Genomic DNA, 17,063 nt, shown 5'->3' with positions numbered 1-17,063 from the left:
GCCTATTTGGTGACTCTAAAGCTTCCCGTTTTTTCATCAAAAACAATTAAATCTTTTGGGAAAAGGGCGTTAAAAATACCTTCTGAAATTAATTGACAAGGCTGGTTACAAACCACTTGATCTTTGGTCATTACAATCATGGTGTCGCATAGTTGAATGGCCAAATCAATTTCGTGTGAAGAAAATAAGATGGTTTTTCCGGTTTCCTTGGTTAATTTTTGAAGCAATTTTAAGATGTAGGCCTTATGATACATATCGAGATGCGAAGTCGGTTCATCTAAAACAATCAAATCGGTATCTTGGGCCAAAGCTCTTGCAATCATTACTTTTTGGAGTTGACCATCACTAAGTTCATAACATTTTTTTTCTTTCAGTGCTGTAATATTAACAAGGGTTAAAGCCTTATTTATTATGGCTGTATCAGCTTCTGTAAGGCGTCCGATCCAATTGGTATAAGGATGGCGTCCTAAGGAAACCAGTTCAAACACAGACAGATTTTTAGAGCTTAGGGGCTCGGTTAAAACAATACTCAATTGTTTAGCAAGTTCTAATATTGAAGTCGATTTAAGGTCTTTCTGGTTTAGAAATAACCGACCAGACAATTCGGGTTGCACTTTAATTAGAGTGCGTAATAAAGTGGATTTTCCAATACCATTAGCACCAACCAAGCCAATGAGTTGCCCTTTTTGTAATTCAAAATTAATATCAGAAGCAATAAGCGTGTCGCCCTTCTTGGATTTATACCCTATAGAAAGTTCCTCGACTTTAAGGATGCTATGTGATGTTTCTTTTATCATATTAAAACATCATTTTACGTTGTTTCACTAATAACCAAATCACAACCGGTGCTCCCACCAAAGCGGTAATAGCATTAATGGGTAAGGTATAATCACTGCCAGGAACTTGGGCGATACTATCGCAAATTAACATGACGATGGCGCCAAACAAAAACACGGCGGGTAATAATATTTTATGATCGGTGGTTTTAAAAATCTGACGTGTTAAATGCGGTATCGCTAATCCAATAAAGGCAATAGGACCTGAGAACGCGGTGATGGTTCCTGCAATTAAACTTGTAGCTAAAATGATGATCAATCGGCTTTGCTTTAAATTTAAGCCTAAACTTTTTGCATAATTATCGCCTAATAATAAGCCGTTTAATCCTTTGATGGAAAACATGCTGAGTACTAAACCTAAGGCATAAATTAAGAAGAAAATTAAAATCTCGTACCACGATAAGTTACTTAAACTCCCAAAACCCCAAAATATATATTGCTGTAATTGTTCTGCTGAACTAAAATAAGACAATACGCTAACAACGGCGGCAGTGATGCTACCAAACATTAACCCAATAATTAAAATTGCCATCGTATCTCTTACTTTATTAGAAACGGCAAGTACGGCGAGTAACACCAAAAAACTCCCTAAACTAGCTGCAATAACAATACTCCATTTGGTGATTAACGCGGTGGCAAATAAGCCTCCGAAAAGTCCAGACCCTAAGATCACTAAAGCGACACCTAAACTGGCACCAGAACTTATCCCCAATACAAACGGACCTGCAAGTGGGTTTCTAAACAGTGTTTGCATTAAAAGCCCTGTAACGCCTAAGCCAGACCCCACCATAATTGCCGTAAGTGCCTTTGGAAGTCTAAATTCCATAATAATGACTTCCCAAGTTTTATTTTCGGTGGAAGCAAAAAGGCTTTTAAACACTTCTGTAAAAGGAATGCTGATAGAGCCTAAACTCAAGTTAAAAACAAAGCATAACAGGAGTAGAGCGGTTAAACTTATAAATTGATATGTGTAATTAATTTTCATTAAGGCGTTGCGCTTACGAATTCTAAAACTCCTAAGGTTCTAATCGGTTTTAATTTAATTTTTTAAAAAAATATGGCGTGTAGTCTTCTAATAAATGAGGGTGACAAATTTTAATGATATCTTTTAAGACTAAATCGGGCCTTGCAGTCCCCATCTCGTAATACAAAACGCCGCCAGTAGCTCCAGTGGTATTTGTAAAGCTATAGATGTTTTTTGTTTTAAAGGCCTTAAAGTTGGTATATAAAGCATTGGCTTCTTCCAATTGTTCTAAGCTGCTGTAATACGAAGGACTTAACCATAAATCGGCGTCCTTAGCTTTATCTAACACCACTTCAAAACTAAGGGCTAAGCTACCATTTCCTGTGGTCTCGCTCCAGAGGTAATTCACATTAGCATCCTTTAAAAATTGTGCTTCAGGACTAGACCCATTCGGTAAATACCAAACGTCTTTATGCATGGCACCACTTAAAACCGTGGGTTGCTGTTGGGCTTGGGTGGCTAGTGCTTTTGCGGCTAGATAATCGCGCTCAATAGCGGTAAAGATAGAATCGGCTTCTTTCTCTTTATTAAAAAGCAACCCGAAAAATTTAATCCACTCCGCTTTGGCTAACGCAGAAGACTCTACCCAGTCGCCATTATAAATCACCGGAATATGAGCTTTTTTTATAGTTTCGAAGGTTTTATTCACTCCATCAACACCAAAACCAATAACCACTTCAGGATTCAGTTCTAAAAGGACTTCCGTATTAATCCCTTCATTTTTACCGAGCTCTCTCACCTTTTTATTGTCAATTAAACGTCGTGTACGTTCAGAGGAAATGTAGTCTGTACCAGGAAAACCAACTAAGCGCTCTTCCATATTTAAAAGTTCTAAGGCCGGAATATGCGTGGTTGATGTTACGACTAACTTTGAGACAGGCGTAATAATAACCCCATCATAATCAGCTTTGTTATAGGTGGTTTTGGTGGCTTGCGCTTTGTTAAGCAATAAATATTTGTATGTTTTTTCAGCTTTTGGCCAAGGTTGAGTGATCTCTAAAAGTGTAAGATCTTCAGATTTTTTAATTTTAAAACCTTTGGCGTAGCTTAAATTGACTTCGTTTACTTCTGAAGCCTTAAGCGGGGGAAGGCTTTGATTTCCGGATTCATTTTTACAAGCGCTAAAGACAAGTAAAAGCAAGAAGAATTTTATGATTTTCATAGGGCACTGTGGTCACTAAGGATTGAATACTATCTGTGGTGTTCTAAGCTCTCTAAAGTCTAGAGGGACGTTTCAAATTTAACACTATATATCATTTCATGAATAATTGCTGCCTATTTTTTAATTCTTTTCATCGCTTAGGCTTATACAACGCTAAAAAAAAGTGACAAAAATCAGCATTGAACGATGATTAAAAGGCTATTTTTGCGGCAGAATTAGGTTCTAATTGTTAACCGATTGGATTAAAAGGGAATCTGGTGAGAAATTTAATTTCAAGTCCAGAACTGTTCCCGCAACTGTAAGTTTTTGCCGTATTTAATAGGGCAGCTCTTTTAAGAGCAATTGTATTTTCTTCAACACCACTGGCTATATGCTGGGAAGGTTAAATACGATAAAACAAGTCAGGAGACCTGCCTATTTTCATTAATAAGAAATCAAACTTTCGGGATAAAAGTGATTGCAGTATGGTACGTATAATACTCTTAGTTTTATTACTCTGTTTGGCTCCTATGGTTAGGGCCCAAAAGCCTACGGATTCTATTCAACGTTTAGATGAAGTGGTGTTGAGTGATGTAAAGCTTAAACGCTATGCCCATGGGTTTAAAGTCGCTGTACTCAATGACTCTTTACTGAAGCAAAACAAAGGCTCGTTTACCGATGTTTTACGTTTTAATTCAACACTATATTTTAAAGAAAATGGATATGGTATGGTGTCTTCACCTTCCTTTAGAGGAACGAATGCTTCGCAAACGGCGGTGATATGGAATGGCATTGCCATTAACTCCCAGCTCACAGGTCAGACCGATTTTAATACCATAAATATCACAAATTTTAAGAGTGTTGAAATTAGATCGGGTGGTGGCTCTGTGCAATATGGAAGTGGTGCCATTGGCGGTAGTATTCATCTTAACAATACGTTGAGTTTTGAGTCTCATTTTGATAATTCCTTAAGCCTGTCTTACGGAAGTTACAATACCAAAAATATCAGCTATTTGTCCTCCTATGCTAATGATAAATTAAGTTTTAATATTGGGCTTAACTATGTGGATTCAGATAATGATTATAAATATCTAAATACCGATCAGCGTAATGAAAATGGGGCGTTTAACAACGGAAGTCTTAATGCAAATATTGGTTATGTGCTATCGCCAAGAAATGTGCTAAAACTTTATCATCAAAGTTTTATAGGAGAACGTGAATTTTCAGGCACTGTAAGTTCAAGCTCTTTAGCGAAATATGACGATAAGAATTTTAGAACGATGTTAGAATGGTCGCATCAAGGCGATAAGACATTTTCTAAACTGAAAGTGGCGCATTTGCAAGAGCATTTTAAATATTACGGGAATAAAAATACCTCCAATTATTCCTTCGGAAAAGTAAATACTTACCTTATAAATTATACTTCAGATATCAAGCTTTCGGAGGAATTGAATTTTAAACCTATACTCTCTTATAATTATTATGAAGGTCAGGGCAGTAGCTTTGGCGATCCTAACCGCAAAGAGTTTTCCACTACGGCACTGCTTCAATACCAACCAACTGACCAATGGGAGTATGGAATAAATCTAAGACAAGATTTCACTTCAGGTTTTAAAAGTCCGTTGTTATTTTCTTTTGATGTGGCTTACGCCGTATCGGAGTACTATAAACTAAAATTAAATGGCTCTAAAAATTATCGCGTGCCTACTTTTAATGATCTGTATTGGCAGCCCGGTGGTAATCTAGACTTAGTACCAGAGCGTTCCTATCAGGTAGATTTTGGTCAAGAGCTTAGCTATAAAAGTGCCAAATTAAGTCTGAATGCTTATTATATTAAAACCAGTGATCTCATTCAGTGGCAACCGAGTGCTTCCGGATTTTGGAGTCCAGAAAATGTGGCTAAGACCCAAAATTATGGCGCTGAGCTGAGCTTAGATTATACGCATCATATCAACGCTCATCAGTTTTCTATACATGCCAATTATGCGTATACGGTTTCAGAAGATTTAGAAACCAAAAGCCAGTTAATTTATGTGCCTTACCATAAAGCGAATTTTAATCTAGCTTATAATTATCAAAAATTAACAGCCTATTTTCAGCGGTTGTATACCGGTGAAGTGTATACCACAACAGAAAATCTATCGGGTGTCTTCTACAGTGTAGAGGCGTATACTTTAAGTAATTTAGGGATAAGTTACCCGCTCTTTAATAAAAAATCACAACAAATAGATCTAAGCTTAAAAGTGAACAATCTATTTAATACCGCTTACGAGAACGTGGCATTTAGACCTATGCCAGATCGTAATTTTAATTTTCAAGTTCAATATAAATTTTAAAACCATTACAATGAAAAAAGTTATTTTATCAATTTTTACGATGTCATTATTTATCGTTTCATGTACCGACGATGACGATACTATATCTCCATCTGAGCCATTAGGAGCTTATGAAGATGGAATTATTGTAAGTGCAGAAGGTGGGCCATCATCGATCTCATTTATTTCTGAAGATTTAACCACATCAGAAAATCAAATTTTTTACAATGTTAATAATGAAACAACAGGCGTATACTTGCAGTCTTTAGGTTTTGAAGATGAAAAAGCCTATATCGTAGTACAAGATGGTACAATTACAGTGGTTAACCGTTATACATTTGAAAAATTAGCGACCATTTCTACCGGATTAACATTACCAAGATACATTGCTTTTGAAGATGATAAGGCTTATGTTTCTGATTGGGGAGATCCAATTGATGCTACCGATGACTATATTGCAGTTATTGATTTAAACTCTAATACAGTAGTTTCAACAATTGCTGTTGCAGAAGGTCCTGAACAAATTTTAGAGGAATCGGATAAACTTTATGTGTCTCACAGTGGAGGCTATAGTACCAATAATATTGTTTCTGTAATTAATACAGCAGATAATTCAGTGGAAACAATTACGGTTAAAGATGTACCAGATGAAATGGCAATTAATGAAGAGGGTGACTTAGTTGTATTATGTCAAGGTGGTAACTCTTGGAATGCCATTGGAGAAACTACGGCAGCAATAGTTAAAATCGATTTAAGTGACAATTCTGTAATCTCTACTTTAGAGTTTCCTCTAGGAGACCACCCAGGCTTAATGTCTTATGAGGATGGAGTTGCTTATTATATTTTAAACAATGGAGTTTATGGGTTAACGGATAATGCGACTAGCTTACCAACCACATCTTTATTTGATATTAATGCAAGTTATGCTTATGGTTTATCTGTTGATGATGACCAGTTATTTGTAACTGATGCTAGCTTTACAGAGAACAGTACATTATTGATTTACGATATAGCTACAGGAACAGAAACAAATACGTTTAGTGTTGGTGTAGGGGCTTCAAAAATATATTTTAACTAAAAAAAGAAGCCACTTCAGATTGTTGACTATGTACTGTGTCGCAATTGAGGTGTTATATAAAAAAGCCGCTTTTACTTGGTGTAAAAGCGGCTTTTTTTAGTTTCTGTGGTTATTTAATCTATATGCATATCTTGTTCTAAAGCAGAAATTGGCAGTTTTACGGTTTTTAGAGCTGCAGCTTCAGGTTGATATACCGATCTTCCAGAACCAGAAATATGGGCTAAAGCTTCGGCTAAAAGTGGCTCGTTAACATCTCCTAATATCCCTAAGTTCGTTGCCGATTCAGAAATTAAAATATCAGGGACCATTCCGGTTGAAGGCACCAGTTCTTCATCAACATTAGTAGAATTAGCAATTAAAGGCTGTAAGGCATAAGTATGACTAGGATTGGCTTGGGTATCTGAAAATACTGTTGGCGAATCGTAAACCGTTCTCGAAGCTTGTGTTTTTCCTACGGTGTTTTCACCAATAACCACCACTTCTATATAGGGTTTTAAGCTGTTTATAAGAAGTTCACTAGCAGAGGCCGTTCGTCGTTCTGAAGTGAGCACATAAACACGAGAAAGGTTAAGACTATTAATACTTCCGCCGCCATTAATCGTATTAGTAAAGAGGTAGTCTGTATCATTATTGGCTAAATTTTCATTATAAAACAGTTTAGAGTACACTTGCCCTGTAAACTGCCCAGTTACCATACTTCCTAAATAAGCAGCTGTTTGCACAGATCCACCGCCATTATAGCGCAAATCGATAACAAGATCACTAATTCCCGCCGCATTAAACTCGCCAAAAGCAGCATTCAGCTGGTTATCAAAATCACTGGTAAAACCATTGTACATAAGGTAGCCAACGGTAGAACCTCCAACAGATAAAATTTCAGTTTTATGAACAGGGTTTTCAGTATAGCTCACTTTTGTTAAACTGACATTGACGTTAGATAAACTTAGGGTATCATCATCTGTAGTTTCGGTAGTACCATTATCATCATAATCTGCAAAATTTAGCGTATATGAGTTAGCACTTAATAGCGTTGTATAATTGTTTAAGTTTAGATTTTCACCATTAACCGCTCTAAAAATTTGCCCACGTTGCAATCCTAAACTTTCTGCTGGGCTATTGGCCAAAACTAAAGTGATCACCCCGAAGACTTCGGTTTGACTACCAGGGACGTAATACAGATTGTATTCCATACCGTTGCTCAGTGTGGTCCCCGATAACAAATTTTGAAGGTCATAGTAATTGCTGTAAATTCCGCTAAATCTATCCACTTCTGTAGGTAGGTATTTTAAGGAAGCAAATAAGTCTTCAGGCGAGCTATAACTGTCTAAATAATCGGCATATTCTGCGGAGGACGTAAAGCGGTCATCGGCTAAATCTGGAATTTCAGACTTATATAAATAAACATAATTCATGCTTTTCCATATAAAGTCCTTAATTTCTCCACTAGAAACGATGTTGTCGTCCATGTCATCAAAACAACTGCTGGCACTAAAACCAATAAGGCAAGTGAGTAATAAAATTTTTAGCTTTTTCATATTTTCAATTTTTCTTTTTTTTGGAGCGCTTTTACAAGCTTAGAAGTAAAACTCTAAATTTACTGACATTATTATAAATAAAAAAAACTTTGTAACAAATGCTGAACTGGGTCGTCGTAAAGATAGAAGGCCTTAAATAGGACTTTGTATCATGTGAAAATGATGAGACCAACCAATCTAACCACAACATGAAGCAAGCAGATTTTGTAAGCTTAGTAATGCCTTTTAAGGATAAAGTATTTCGTTTAGCGAAACGATTACTTGTATCTCGTGAAGAAGCAGAAGACGCCACGCAAGAAATATTGTTGAAATTATGGAACAATAGTAAAAAGATTGGTGAGTATAAAAATGTGGAAGCCTTTAGCATGACGATGACAAAGAATTTTTGTTTAGACCGCTTAAAATCCAAGCAAGCGTCTAATTTAAAAATTGTTCATAGTAATTATACCGATGACCATACGTCTTTACAAAAGCAAGTTGAAGCTAAGGATAGCGTAGATTGGGTGTCTAAAATTATGGAAGCCCTGCCAGAACAACAAAAAATTATTGTGCAGTTAAGAGATATTGAAGCCTATGATTTTGCTGAAATCGCTGAGATGTTAGATATGAATGAAACAGCAGTTCGGGTGAATTTGTCTAGAGCACGAAAAACAATTAGAGAAAAATTAACTAATACACATCAATATGGTATTAAATAATATAGAGAAATTAATAGAAAAGTATCTCAATGCAGAAACCTCTCTACAAGAAGAAGCGCAGTTAAAAGCCTACTTCAATAACGATGATGTTGCACCACAATTTGAGGCTTATAAGCCCATGTTTCAATACTTTTCAGAATCTAAAAAAGAACAGTACACCAAAGACGTTCCATTAAAATCTAAGAAAACTTCATTGTATCCATGGATTTCTGTCGCAGCCGTTGCCGTTCTTATACTTGGTTTAGTGGTACCAAATTTTATGGGACCTACAGAAAAAGAAAAACAAGAAGCACAATTGGTCTATAACCAAACCATGGAGGCTTTTAGTTTAATTTCTATAGGCATGCACGAAGGAAAATCACAATTAACAAATCTAGCTTTGGTAGGCGAGAACATTGAAGAAGGTGTGCAACAAGCCAGTAAGCTAGGAACGTTTAGTACCATTACAAACAAAATTTTAAAAAACAAGTCCCATTAAAACATTAGAAATCATGAAAAATTTTCACCAATATTTAAATCATAGAATTAGTATGAGTAAAAAATTAGTAATCATCACCGCCTTTTTATTGACTCCCGTATTGACGTTTGCTCAGGGTATATTCGATAAATTTGAAGACAATGAAGAAGTGACTTCTTTTGTAATCAATCAGAAGATGTTTAGAATGTTAGCCAGTATTGATATTGATTTAGATGATCCGGAAGAACAAAAGACTTTAGAGATGGTTAAGAAAATAACGGGTCTTAAAGTGTTTACTACCGGAAATGATAAAGTGTCAGCCGATATGAAAGCTACGGTAGAGTCTTATTTAAATTCTACTAAACTTGAAGAATTAATGCGTTTTAAAGACGGTGACCAAACCGTAAAGTTTTACGTAAAAGAAGGTAATGACGAAAACCATGTAAAAGAATTGTTGATGTATATGACAGGTTTAAAAGGATTAACCGAAGGTTCTGATATTGAGATAAATGGAGAGAAGCGTGTTTTTGAAACCGTAGTATTGTCTTTAACTGGGGATATTGATTTAAGAGAAATCTCTAAGATTACCGGTAAAATGGACATTCCTGGTGGGGAGCAATTAAAGAAAGTTGGTAATAAATAATAAATAATCAAATGATACAATCAATCAAAAAATCAATAGTTGTGTTGCTTTTGGTTACGGCTTTTACCAGCTGTAATCAAGAGCCTACTTTACAAACTTATTTTGTAGATCATGAATTAGAGCCCGGCTTTGCCACCTTTGATGTGCCTAAAAGCTTTGTTAATGTTGAAAATATAACTTTAACAGACACGCAAGAAGAAGCTTACAATTCGGTTGATAAACTTAATGTCTTAACCTTTAGCATTGATAATACCGAAGATGAGGCTTATAAATTAGAATTAAATAAGGTGAAAACCATCTTAAAAGATCCCAAATATGATGAGTTAATGAGAGGTGGGAATGCTAAGGATGGAAAATTTGTAATTAAATTTTTAGGAGAGGTAGATGCTATTGATGAACTTGTGCTCTTTGGCAATGCCAATAATAAAGGATTTATAGTGGCAAGAGTATTAGGTGATGAGATGAATGCCAAAAAACTTATGGCTTTGCGTTCTGTATTGGATAAGGCTAGTTTTGAAGAAGAACAATTAAAAGGCCTAACAGAATTCTTTAAATAATTACAGCTTTAACGCTTATCTGGGGACTTAGAACCCCATTAATTTAAATCGTCTTGAGGGGTTTCCTCAAGACGATTTTCTATAACATCATTTTTTATGGCATAATAACAAGCCATAAAGAAAAGCGTTCCAAAACTAATTACCAGTACAACCTTAACAATAATATAGTCAAGAACATCGCAAAGTCCAGCGGTAAAAACACCGATAGTAAGCAAGGTGACAAGGGTTAAGACAATAGTGTCTATCGTTTTAGGAATGAATTTCAACATGGTTTATAACACTTATATTCCTGTATAATTACTTGGCGTAATAGCTTTTAATTCAGCCTTAATCGTATCAGAAACCTCTAAGGTATCAATAAAATTTGATATAGAACTTTGAGTGATAGCTTCGTTGGTTCTTGTTAACCCTTTTAAAGCTTCATAAGGATTAGGGTAACTCTCACGTCTTAATATAGTCTGAATTGCTTCTGCAACCACAGCCCAATTGTTCTCTAGGTCTTGTGCAAATTTAGAGGCATTCAATAATAATTTATCTAAACCTTTTAAAGTCGATTTAAAGCCAATAAGTGTATGTCCAAAAGGAACTCCTACATTTCTTAAAACCGTACTATCCGTTAAATCACGTTGTAATCTAGAAATAGGAAGTTTAGCCGATAAGTGTTCAAAAATTGCATTAGCAATCCCTAAGTTTCCTTCACTATTTTCAAAATCAATAGGATTCACTTTATGAGGCATTGCAGAACTTCCAACTTCACCAGCTTTAATTTTTTGTTTGAAGTAATCCATAGAAACGTAGGTCCAGATATCTCTATCTAAATCTATGATAATGGTATTAATACGTTTTAGTCCATCAAATAAAGCTGCTGCATGATCGTAATGTTCTATCTGCGTTGTTGGAAACGAGTGTTGTAAACCTAGTTTTTCTTGAACAAAGCGTGTTCCAAAAGCTTTCCAATCTATATTTGGGTAAGCCACTTTATGCGCATTAAAATTTCCTGTTGCACCACCAAATTTAGCCGCACTAGGAACATCATTTAATAAGTTAAACTGCTCTTTTAATCGTGCAGAAAATACACTGATTTCTTTACCTAAACGTGTTGGTGAAGCAGGTTGACCATGGGTTCTTGCCAACATTGGGATGTCTGCCCATTCTGTAGCCAAAGCTTCAATCTTTTCTAATAAGGCTAAATATTCAGGAACATAAACGTCATTCATCGCCTCCTTAATACTTAAAGGAATTGCGGTATTGTTAATGTCTTGAGACGTTAATCCGAAGTGAATAAACTCCTTGTAAGCCGCAAGGTCTAAGGCATCAAACTTATCTTTTATAAAGTATTCAACCGCTTTTACATCATGGTTGGTTACTTTTTCAATGTCTTTAATAGCCTGAGCATCCTCAGCTGTAAAATTTTTATAAATCGCTCTTAAATCTTCAAAAACAGAAGCTGAAACCGGTTCTAATTGAGGTAAGGGTAATTCACAAAGTGCGATAAAGTATTCAATTTCTACTAAAACACGATATTTAATAAGTGCTTCTTCTGAGAAATAATCTTTTAATTTTTCAACTTTAGATCGGTATCGACCATCGATTGGTGAGATTGCATTAAGTGCGGAAAGTGCCATTTATATTGATTTTTTAGAAGCGTCAAATATAAGAAACTCCATTGAAAAATGCGGTATAGATCTTGAGTAAAGCACGGCTTTTTTTCGGGCCTTTAATTTCAGGATAGTGCTGCTTTTGGCGGTATCCGTTTTAGGCTTTGGTTTTTATTTTTTTAAGGATAGAGCGTGCTCTCGCTTTGTAACCCGCACTTTGTATGGGGAAATCGCGTTCTAAAATAAGCGCAAGTTCTGGGTGGATCCAATCGTAATCTTGGCCTAATAAATATAAACTCTGCATGGCATAAGCCTTGGGCGCTACTTTTTCATCATTAATCATCCAATCAAAACAGGCTTCTATTATTTTTTCTTTATGAACTTCAGTGATTTGCAAAGCAATTACACTTTTAGGGGTATCGTAAATGGCTTTTACCAAGTATTCACAGATTTTTGCCACGGGACGTACAGCAGAATCAAGGTGTACCTTGTGGATGCCTTGCGCAAATGTATCGAGATGCGGAATTATATGAGGAATACTTTGGCTACACATAAATTCTAAAACCCAAGCCGCTCTACAAGAGATTTTATCGTCTACCTCAAAAAGAATCTCTAAAAGCGGACTAACCAACTCAGGATTAGAAATCACCAAGTTGGCGTAATAGAGGCGTTTTTCTCGGGAGTGATTTACATAATTTAATTCTTTATAGAGTTGGGCTTTGGTCACGATAAAAATCTTAATTTAGAACCTTAAAACTAATAAAAATGAAGCGCATTAAAAAGATTGGAATTTTATTTATAGTGGTTGTTGGGCTAGCACAGTTTTTTGGCCCTGCAAAAAATAAAGGGGATATGAGTAGCTTAGAGCCCTTTTATAAAGACACGAATCCGCCTGCAGCAGTAAAAACGATTTTAAATCAAGCGTGTATGGATTGTCACAGTGAAAGCACCAACTATCCTTGGTATAGTGAGATTACCCCGGTAAACTATTGGTTAGATGGCCATGTTAAAGATGGAATGAAACATTTAAATTTGTCGCTTTGGGATGATTATTCCGCAAAGAAAAAAGACCATAAATTAGAAGAATTAATTGAAATGGTAGAGGCCAAAGAAATGCCATTACCGTCTTATACTTGGGCACATTCTGAAGCAAAACTCTCTGAAGAACAAATAGATTTGGTTATTAAGTGGGCAGAAAATGTACGCTTAAAATATGTGCTTTTGGAAGACCCTCAATAATATTTAAATGCTCTTATGAAGCTTATTATTTAGAGCTTCTCACGACGATTTTTACATTTTACATGAATAAAAAATTACTCGTTATCGGTTTTGTATGGCCAGAACCTAAAAGTTCTGCGGCCGGAAGTCGTATTTTACAACTTATTGATCAATTTCAAAAACAAGGTTTTACAGTCACTTTTGCTTCCGCAGCAAAGCAATCTGAAAATACGTTTAATCTCGAACAGATCCAAGTTGAAACGCAAGCCATTTTATTAAATGATGTGTCTTTTGATACCTTTGTTCAGACGCTCAATCCTGATGTGGTTTTGTTTGATCGCTTTATGACGGAAGAACAATACGGATGGCGAATTATAGAACATTGTCCTGAGGCGATCCGGGTTTTAGATACTGAAGATTTTCACGGCTTGCGAAAGGCTAGGGAACAAGCATTAAAAAAGAAGGAGACTGTCACGTTTTCAAGCTTACAAAATGAGATTACGAAACGAGAAATAGCGAGTATTTATCGTTGCGATCTGAGTCTTATGATTTCTGAAGCTGAAATTGAAATCTTAACGCAACAGTTTAATATTGACCAGAGTTTATTGTGTTACCTTCCTTTTTTACTCAAACCAATTTCTGAAGAACAGATTAATGCTTTACCTACTTTTGAAGAAAGAGCGCACTTTGTAACGATAGGGAATTTTCTTCATGCCCCCAATTATGATGCGGTCTTGTATTTAAAACAAGAAATTTGGCCATTAATACGCCATCAATTACCTAAAGCCGAATTGCATATTTATGGGGCTTATGAATCGCAGAAAGTCACACAACTTCATAAACCTAAAGACGGATTTTATATCAAAGGCTTTGCTAATGAGGTGACTTCGGTGATGAAAACCGCTCGGGTGTGTTTGGCGGCCTTACGGTTTGGTGCTGGTCTAAAAGGCAAACTGGTTGATGCCATGCAAAATGGAACACCTTGCGCAATGACTTCAATTGCAGCGGAAGGGATGTTTGGAGGTTTAGACTGTAATGGGTTTGTAGAGGATAATCCAGAGGTATTTGCCAACAAGGCTGTTGCGCTTTATACTAATTCTCAAACTTGGTTAAAACAACAACAGAATGGTTTTACCATTGTTAACGAACGGTTTAATGACGCTGAGTTTTATGAGCTGTTTAAGCAACGTATAAATAGCCTTACTTTAAATTTAGAAACGCACCGCGAAAATAATTTTATAGGCCAATTATTAAGACATCAGTCCATGCAAAGTACTAAATATATGAGTAAATGGATTGAGGCTAAAAATAAAGGGAATTAAGACCCAAACGCTGCTAAATAATTTGGCTAGGAAAAAAGAGGTTTAGACTAAAACGTCAAAGAGCTTTTTAAAATTTTTAGGGAAGTCATCATTTAGTATCAATTGTTCTTTGGTAAACGGATGTTCAAATTTCAAGGTGTGAGCATGTAAGTATAAGCCTTTTCCTTTTAGAAGAAGGCCTTCTTTGCTATAATCACGATCGCCTAAAATAGGATGTCCAATATACATAAGGTGCTTCCGGAGTTGATGTCTTCGTCCGGTAATCGGTTCTAGAGCCACTAAGTTCAGTTGCTCAAACCGTTCCGAAGCTATGCTCTGCAGAACTTTATAGCGCGATTGGGATGGTTTCCCATCAATTTCATGCGTAATGAGACCCTCACCATTCATCGTACCTATCGTGACCGCGTAGTAGGTTTTCTTAATACGTTTCGTTTTAAATTGTGTATTTAGAGCCCGGATACTCGCACTTGTTTTTCCTATTAATAAAAGTCCAGTAGTTGGGAAATCTAAACGGTGTACCGGTTGTGGTTGGGTGGCACCCTCTAACCGACTAGGGTTTAAATTCTGAATTAAGGCATTATTAATGGTTTTAAAATGATTACCACTGACCAAGATTCCTGCCGGTTTATGAATAACGGCTAAATGATCATCTTCAAAGATAACTTTGAGTTTAAAGATGAAGCGTTTTTTTGCGGGTTGATTTTCAGGCACCGTTAACACCAGCGTTTCTCCACCTCGTATAAAAGTTGCCGATGAGGCTAAACGTCCATCAATTTGAATATACCCTTTTTTTAGCGCTTTTTTTAAGGCCGATTTAGTAGGGAACGCATCAAAGATCCCTACACCATATTCTTGTAACCGAATAGGTTCTAAAAGGCTAGGCACCTTATGAGTAAACTGTTGGGGCATCATGTTGTTTAAAGTATACGGATTCCGTAATGTTCGTGTGTATAGCGAAGTTAACGGAAAAAAGTGGGCCATCCATGCCGAAACTAAAAGAAACATGTTGTGCTGAGGAGCCGAAATTATTTGGCATAAAAAAAAAGCCATTAATAAATAATGACTTTTTAATAAACATGAACAGAACTATTAATCAAATAGTAATTTTGACGATAATTTATTTAAAAATTATGGTTTAAAAACGCTGTAATTTCAGAGGGTTCAGCTCTGTTTCTATAGTCCGTGTTCAAATAAGCGTAATCAATTTTTCCTTCTTCATTTATGATGTAGGTGGCCGCCAACGGAAGTGCGTTAGAGCTGTCACCATTGTGTTCGTTTAACCCAAAAGAAGCATTGTAGATTTTGGCTACGGCCTCAGTAAGTTCAAAGACAATCCCGTAATTTTTAGCAACTTGATTGCCAATATCACTGAGCACTTCAAACTGTAAGTCGTTTTTTTCTGCAGTACTTACAGATGCATCAGGTAATTCTGGTGTTAAAGCTAATAATTGGGCGCCCTTCGCTTTAAAATTAGGTAATTCTTTTTGCAATTGCTGCAAGGTTAAGTTGCAATACGGGCACCAACCTCCTCGGTACCACGTAAGCACTACCGGACCTTTTTTTAAATAGTCGGTTAAAGAAACCGGTTCCCCTACAGCGTTATTTAGAGTGAAATCTGGGGCTTGATCGCCAACTTGTTTGGCTAATTCAAGAATACCACTTTGTTCAACATCCTCAAATCCTGCTTTATAAATGGCTTGTTTTTCGGCGTCCGCAGTACGTTCAAAATTTGCACGCTTCGCGTCTAACTGAGATTTTAATGGGCTTGTATTATCGTTGCTCATAGAATTTTATTTTTGGAAATCGTCCTTCGTTAATTGGTTGTTGAAGTTAATGTCAGACCACGTGACATAAATCCAAGGTTGGTCTGTAACTTCAGCGTCCCAATTCGATTTTTTATACTGACGTTTCGTTGGTATCTGAATACCATCTATAGTTTCATATTGAAGTTGCATTAAATTAGGAGTATCCATTACACCAAAATCAGCGACTGTAAATAAAAATTGGTCTACCATGCCTGTGGCTTTATTAATATAAAGTTGGTAAATATCGGTAGGCTTATTGTCAGCACTTTCAAAAGAAACTTTAACCACATCAAAGGTTTTGTCTTCAATAGTTTTTTCGCCTTTATAATCATAAACCACACTAGGATCTAATAATTTAGGCATCATAGCAAACCAATAAAAGTTAGTCGGTCTATTAAACGCGACACGTTTTAAATAAGCGTCATTTTCTAATACCTCACCATTGTGTTTTAACCAATAGCTCTCACCATCATAGCCTTGTTCTATTAGACCTTCTAAATTAGGCAACGTTCTTTGGTGTTTTTTATAAGCACCATAAGATAATTCGCCATCAAAAAGATATTTTTCAGTACTGATATCCGTTTTTCCATCAGGAGTTTGATAGGTATACGTATAGACAACGTCTTTTTTCTCTTTAAGCGCTTGGTAGTCGCCGGTCTTTTTACAAAGTTCATAGACCAATTCATGACCTTTATTTACAAAAGTCATTTCGGTTACTTTTTGTTCTACAGTTGTTGTTGGGGCTACTGTTTCAGTTTTTGTGGCTGTATTTTGGTTACACGCCGTTAACAGAAGGCCGGTAATAATTAGGATAGGGTTGATTTTCATATTATGGT

General features: G+C 36.1%; 18 protein-coding genes and 1 riboswitch. Of the genes, 8 read left to right on the top strand and 10 right to left on the bottom strand.

Annotated features, from left to right (window positions below; all coding sequences use genetic code 11):
- Positions 1-2: 2 nt before the first annotated feature.
- Genes ACFQ13_RS01115 through ACFQ13_RS01105 form a run of 3 tightly spaced genes read right to left on the bottom strand, consistent with a single transcriptional unit; the run spans position 3 to position 3,022 of the window.
- On the bottom strand, positions 3-797 hold the full coding sequence (locus ACFQ13_RS01115) for an ABC transporter ATP-binding protein (protein WP_386113252.1): 795 nt from the start codon (positions 795-797) through the stop codon (positions 3-5).
- Position 798: 1 nt separating this feature from the next.
- Positions 799-1,821 (bottom strand): FecCD family ABC transporter permease, encoded by a 1,023-nt coding sequence (locus ACFQ13_RS01110; RefSeq protein WP_386113251.1) that lies wholly within the window; start codon positions 1,819-1,821, stop codon positions 799-801.
- Positions 1,822-1,870: 49 nt separating this feature from the next.
- Complete coding sequence (locus ACFQ13_RS01105) at positions 1,871-3,022, bottom strand: ABC transporter substrate-binding protein (RefSeq protein ID WP_386113250.1); 1,152 nt, start codon at positions 3,020-3,022, stop codon at positions 1,871-1,873.
- Positions 3,023-3,222: 200 nt separating this feature from the next.
- Positions 3,223-3,454, top strand: a riboswitch (cobalamin riboswitch).
- A gap of 32 nt (positions 3,455-3,486) precedes the next feature.
- On the opposite strand from ACFQ13_RS01105, the gene ACFQ13_RS01100 reads away from it, so the two are divergent.
- Both ACFQ13_RS01100 and ACFQ13_RS01095 read left to right on the top strand, forming a co-directional pair.
- Positions 3,487-5,337 (top strand): TonB-dependent receptor plug domain-containing protein, encoded by a 1,851-nt coding sequence (locus tag ACFQ13_RS01100; RefSeq protein ID WP_386113249.1) that lies wholly within the window; start codon positions 3,487-3,489, stop codon positions 5,335-5,337.
- A gap of 10 nt (positions 5,338-5,347) precedes the next feature.
- Complete coding sequence (locus ACFQ13_RS01095; RefSeq protein WP_386113248.1) at positions 5,348-6,394, top strand: YncE family protein; 1,047 nt, start codon at positions 5,348-5,350, stop codon at positions 6,392-6,394.
- 113 nt (positions 6,395-6,507) lie between these two features.
- Here the strand turns inward: ACFQ13_RS01095 and ACFQ13_RS01090 are convergent, their stop codons facing one another.
- On the bottom strand, positions 6,508-7,929 hold the full coding sequence (locus tag ACFQ13_RS01090) for a S41 family peptidase (RefSeq protein ID WP_386113247.1): 1,422 nt from the start codon (positions 7,927-7,929) through the stop codon (positions 6,508-6,510).
- 188 nt (positions 7,930-8,117) lie between these two features.
- Here ACFQ13_RS01090 and ACFQ13_RS01085 point away from each other — a divergent pair, with 188 nt between their 5' ends.
- Genes ACFQ13_RS01085 through ACFQ13_RS01070 form a run of 4 tightly spaced genes read left to right on the top strand, consistent with a single transcriptional unit; the run spans position 8,118 to position 10,284 of the window.
- Positions 8,118-8,627: an RNA polymerase sigma factor gene (locus ACFQ13_RS01085; RefSeq protein WP_386113246.1), complete on the top strand. Its 510-nt coding sequence runs from the start codon at positions 8,118-8,120 to the stop codon at positions 8,625-8,627.
- Entirely contained in the window at positions 8,614-9,105 is a 492-nt protein-coding gene (locus ACFQ13_RS01080) for a hypothetical protein (protein ID WP_386113245.1), read from the top strand. The genes ACFQ13_RS01085 and ACFQ13_RS01080 overlap by 14 nt, the downstream gene beginning before the upstream one ends.
- Positions 9,106-9,118: 13 nt before the next feature.
- Positions 9,119-9,727 carry a DUF4252 domain-containing protein gene (locus tag ACFQ13_RS01075; RefSeq protein ID WP_386113244.1) on the top strand — a complete coding sequence of 203 codons (609 nt, stop codon included), beginning with the start codon at positions 9,119-9,121 and terminating at the stop codon, positions 9,725-9,727.
- 11 nt (positions 9,728-9,738) lie between these two features.
- Positions 9,739-10,284: a DUF4252 domain-containing protein gene (locus ACFQ13_RS01070; RefSeq protein WP_386113243.1), complete on the top strand. Its 546-nt coding sequence runs from the start codon at positions 9,739-9,741 to the stop codon at positions 10,282-10,284.
- A 38-nt stretch (positions 10,285-10,322) separates the two neighbouring features.
- On the opposite strand, the gene ACFQ13_RS01065 is transcribed toward ACFQ13_RS01070, so the two are convergent.
- From ACFQ13_RS01065 to ACFQ13_RS01055, 3 genes are all read right to left on the bottom strand, one after another.
- The gene (locus tag ACFQ13_RS01065; protein ID WP_386113242.1) at positions 10,323-10,553 is read right to left on the bottom strand and encodes a hypothetical protein; all 231 of its coding nucleotides are present in this window, start codon (positions 10,551-10,553) and stop codon (positions 10,323-10,325) included.
- Positions 10,554-10,565: 12 nt separating this feature from the next.
- On the bottom strand, positions 10,566-11,909 hold the full coding sequence (gene purB / locus ACFQ13_RS01060) for an adenylosuccinate lyase (RefSeq protein WP_386113241.1): 1,344 nt from the start codon (positions 11,907-11,909) through the stop codon (positions 10,566-10,568).
- A gap of 130 nt (positions 11,910-12,039) precedes the next feature.
- Entirely contained in the window at positions 12,040-12,609 is a 570-nt protein-coding gene (locus ACFQ13_RS01055; protein ID WP_386113240.1) for an adenylosuccinate lyase, read from the bottom strand.
- Positions 12,610-12,647: 38 nt separating this feature from the next.
- Between ACFQ13_RS01055 and ACFQ13_RS01050 the strand changes: the two genes are divergently transcribed.
- The gene (locus tag ACFQ13_RS01050; protein WP_386113239.1) at positions 12,648-13,121 is read left to right on the top strand and encodes a heme-binding domain-containing protein; all 474 of its coding nucleotides are present in this window, start codon (positions 12,648-12,650) and stop codon (positions 13,119-13,121) included.
- 62 nt (positions 13,122-13,183) lie between these two features.
- Positions 13,184-14,422: a glycosyltransferase gene (locus ACFQ13_RS01045; protein ID WP_386113238.1), complete on the top strand. Its 1,239-nt coding sequence runs from the start codon at positions 13,184-13,186 to the stop codon at positions 14,420-14,422.
- A 42-nt stretch (positions 14,423-14,464) separates the two neighbouring features.
- Here ACFQ13_RS01045 and ACFQ13_RS01040 read toward each other — a convergent pair whose 3' ends face one another.
- The 3 genes from ACFQ13_RS01040 to ACFQ13_RS01030 all read right to left on the bottom strand — a co-directional run bounded on the left by ACFQ13_RS01040 (position 14,465) and on the right by ACFQ13_RS01030 (position 17,055).
- Positions 14,465-15,334, bottom strand: coding sequence for an RluA family pseudouridine synthase (locus ACFQ13_RS01040; protein WP_386113237.1), 870 nt, complete (start codon positions 15,332-15,334; stop codon positions 14,465-14,467).
- 209 nt (positions 15,335-15,543) lie between these two features.
- The gene (locus tag ACFQ13_RS01035; protein ID WP_386113236.1) at positions 15,544-16,206 is read right to left on the bottom strand and encodes a peroxiredoxin-like family protein; all 663 of its coding nucleotides are present in this window, start codon (positions 16,204-16,206) and stop codon (positions 15,544-15,546) included.
- A gap of 6 nt (positions 16,207-16,212) precedes the next feature.
- On the bottom strand, positions 16,213-17,055 hold the full coding sequence (locus ACFQ13_RS01030) for a DUF6503 family protein (RefSeq protein WP_386113235.1): 843 nt from the start codon (positions 17,053-17,055) through the stop codon (positions 16,213-16,215).
- Positions 17,056-17,063 lie beyond the last annotated feature (8 nt).

It is taken from the genome of Winogradskyella rapida (genome assembly GCF_042675845.1).
GTDB classification, from domain to species: Bacteria; Bacteroidota; Bacteroidia; order Flavobacteriales; family Flavobacteriaceae; genus Winogradskyella; species Winogradskyella rapida.
The sequence above is the reverse complement of the archived record's forward strand: the minus strand, read 5'-3'. Positions and strand labels throughout refer to the sequence as shown.

What these genes read in the sequence shown, in the direction of transcription:
- ACFQ13_RS01115 (WP_386113252.1), bottom strand. Translation starts at nt 797, where the DNA reads ATGATAAAAGAAACATCACATAGCATCCTTAAAGTCGAGGAACTTTCT.
- ACFQ13_RS01110 (WP_386113251.1), bottom strand. Translation starts at nt 1,821, where the DNA reads ATGAAAATTAATTACACATATCAATTTATAAGTTTAACCGCTCTACTC.
- ACFQ13_RS01105 (WP_386113250.1), bottom strand. Translation starts at nt 3,022, where the DNA reads ATGAAAATCATAAAATTCTTCTTGCTTTTACTTGTCTTTAGCGCTTGT.
- ACFQ13_RS01100 (WP_386113249.1), top strand. Translation starts at nt 3,487, where the DNA reads ATGGTACGTATAATACTCTTAGTTTTATTACTCTGTTTGGCTCCTATG.
- ACFQ13_RS01095 (WP_386113248.1), top strand. Translation starts at nt 5,348, where the DNA reads ATGAAAAAAGTTATTTTATCAATTTTTACGATGTCATTATTTATCGTT.
- ACFQ13_RS01090 (WP_386113247.1), bottom strand. Translation starts at nt 7,929, where the DNA reads ATGAAAAAGCTAAAAATTTTATTACTCACTTGCCTTATTGGTTTTAGT.
- ACFQ13_RS01085 (WP_386113246.1), top strand. Translation starts at nt 8,118, where the DNA reads ATGAAGCAAGCAGATTTTGTAAGCTTAGTAATGCCTTTTAAGGATAAA.
- ACFQ13_RS01080 (WP_386113245.1), top strand. Translation starts at nt 8,614, where the DNA reads ATGGTATTAAATAATATAGAGAAATTAATAGAAAAGTATCTCAATGCA.
- ACFQ13_RS01075 (WP_386113244.1), top strand. Translation starts at nt 9,119, where the DNA reads ATGAAAAATTTTCACCAATATTTAAATCATAGAATTAGTATGAGTAAA.
- ACFQ13_RS01070 (WP_386113243.1), top strand. Translation starts at nt 9,739, where the DNA reads ATGATACAATCAATCAAAAAATCAATAGTTGTGTTGCTTTTGGTTACG.
- ACFQ13_RS01065 (WP_386113242.1), bottom strand. Translation starts at nt 10,553, where the DNA reads ATGTTGAAATTCATTCCTAAAACGATAGACACTATTGTCTTAACCCTT.
- purB (WP_386113241.1), bottom strand. Translation starts at nt 11,909, where the DNA reads ATGGCACTTTCCGCACTTAATGCAATCTCACCAATCGATGGTCGATAC.
- ACFQ13_RS01050 (WP_386113239.1), top strand. Translation starts at nt 12,648, where the DNA reads ATGAAGCGCATTAAAAAGATTGGAATTTTATTTATAGTGGTTGTTGGG.
- ACFQ13_RS01045 (WP_386113238.1), top strand. Translation starts at nt 13,184, where the DNA reads ATGAATAAAAAATTACTCGTTATCGGTTTTGTATGGCCAGAACCTAAA.
- ACFQ13_RS01040 (WP_386113237.1), bottom strand. Translation starts at nt 15,334, where the DNA reads ATGATGCCCCAACAGTTTACTCATAAGGTGCCTAGCCTTTTAGAACCT.
- ACFQ13_RS01035 (WP_386113236.1), bottom strand. Translation starts at nt 16,206, where the DNA reads ATGAGCAACGATAATACAAGCCCATTAAAATCTCAGTTAGACGCGAAG.
- ACFQ13_RS01030 (WP_386113235.1), bottom strand. Translation starts at nt 17,055, where the DNA reads ATGAAAATCAACCCTATCCTAATTATTACCGGCCTTCTGTTAACGGCG.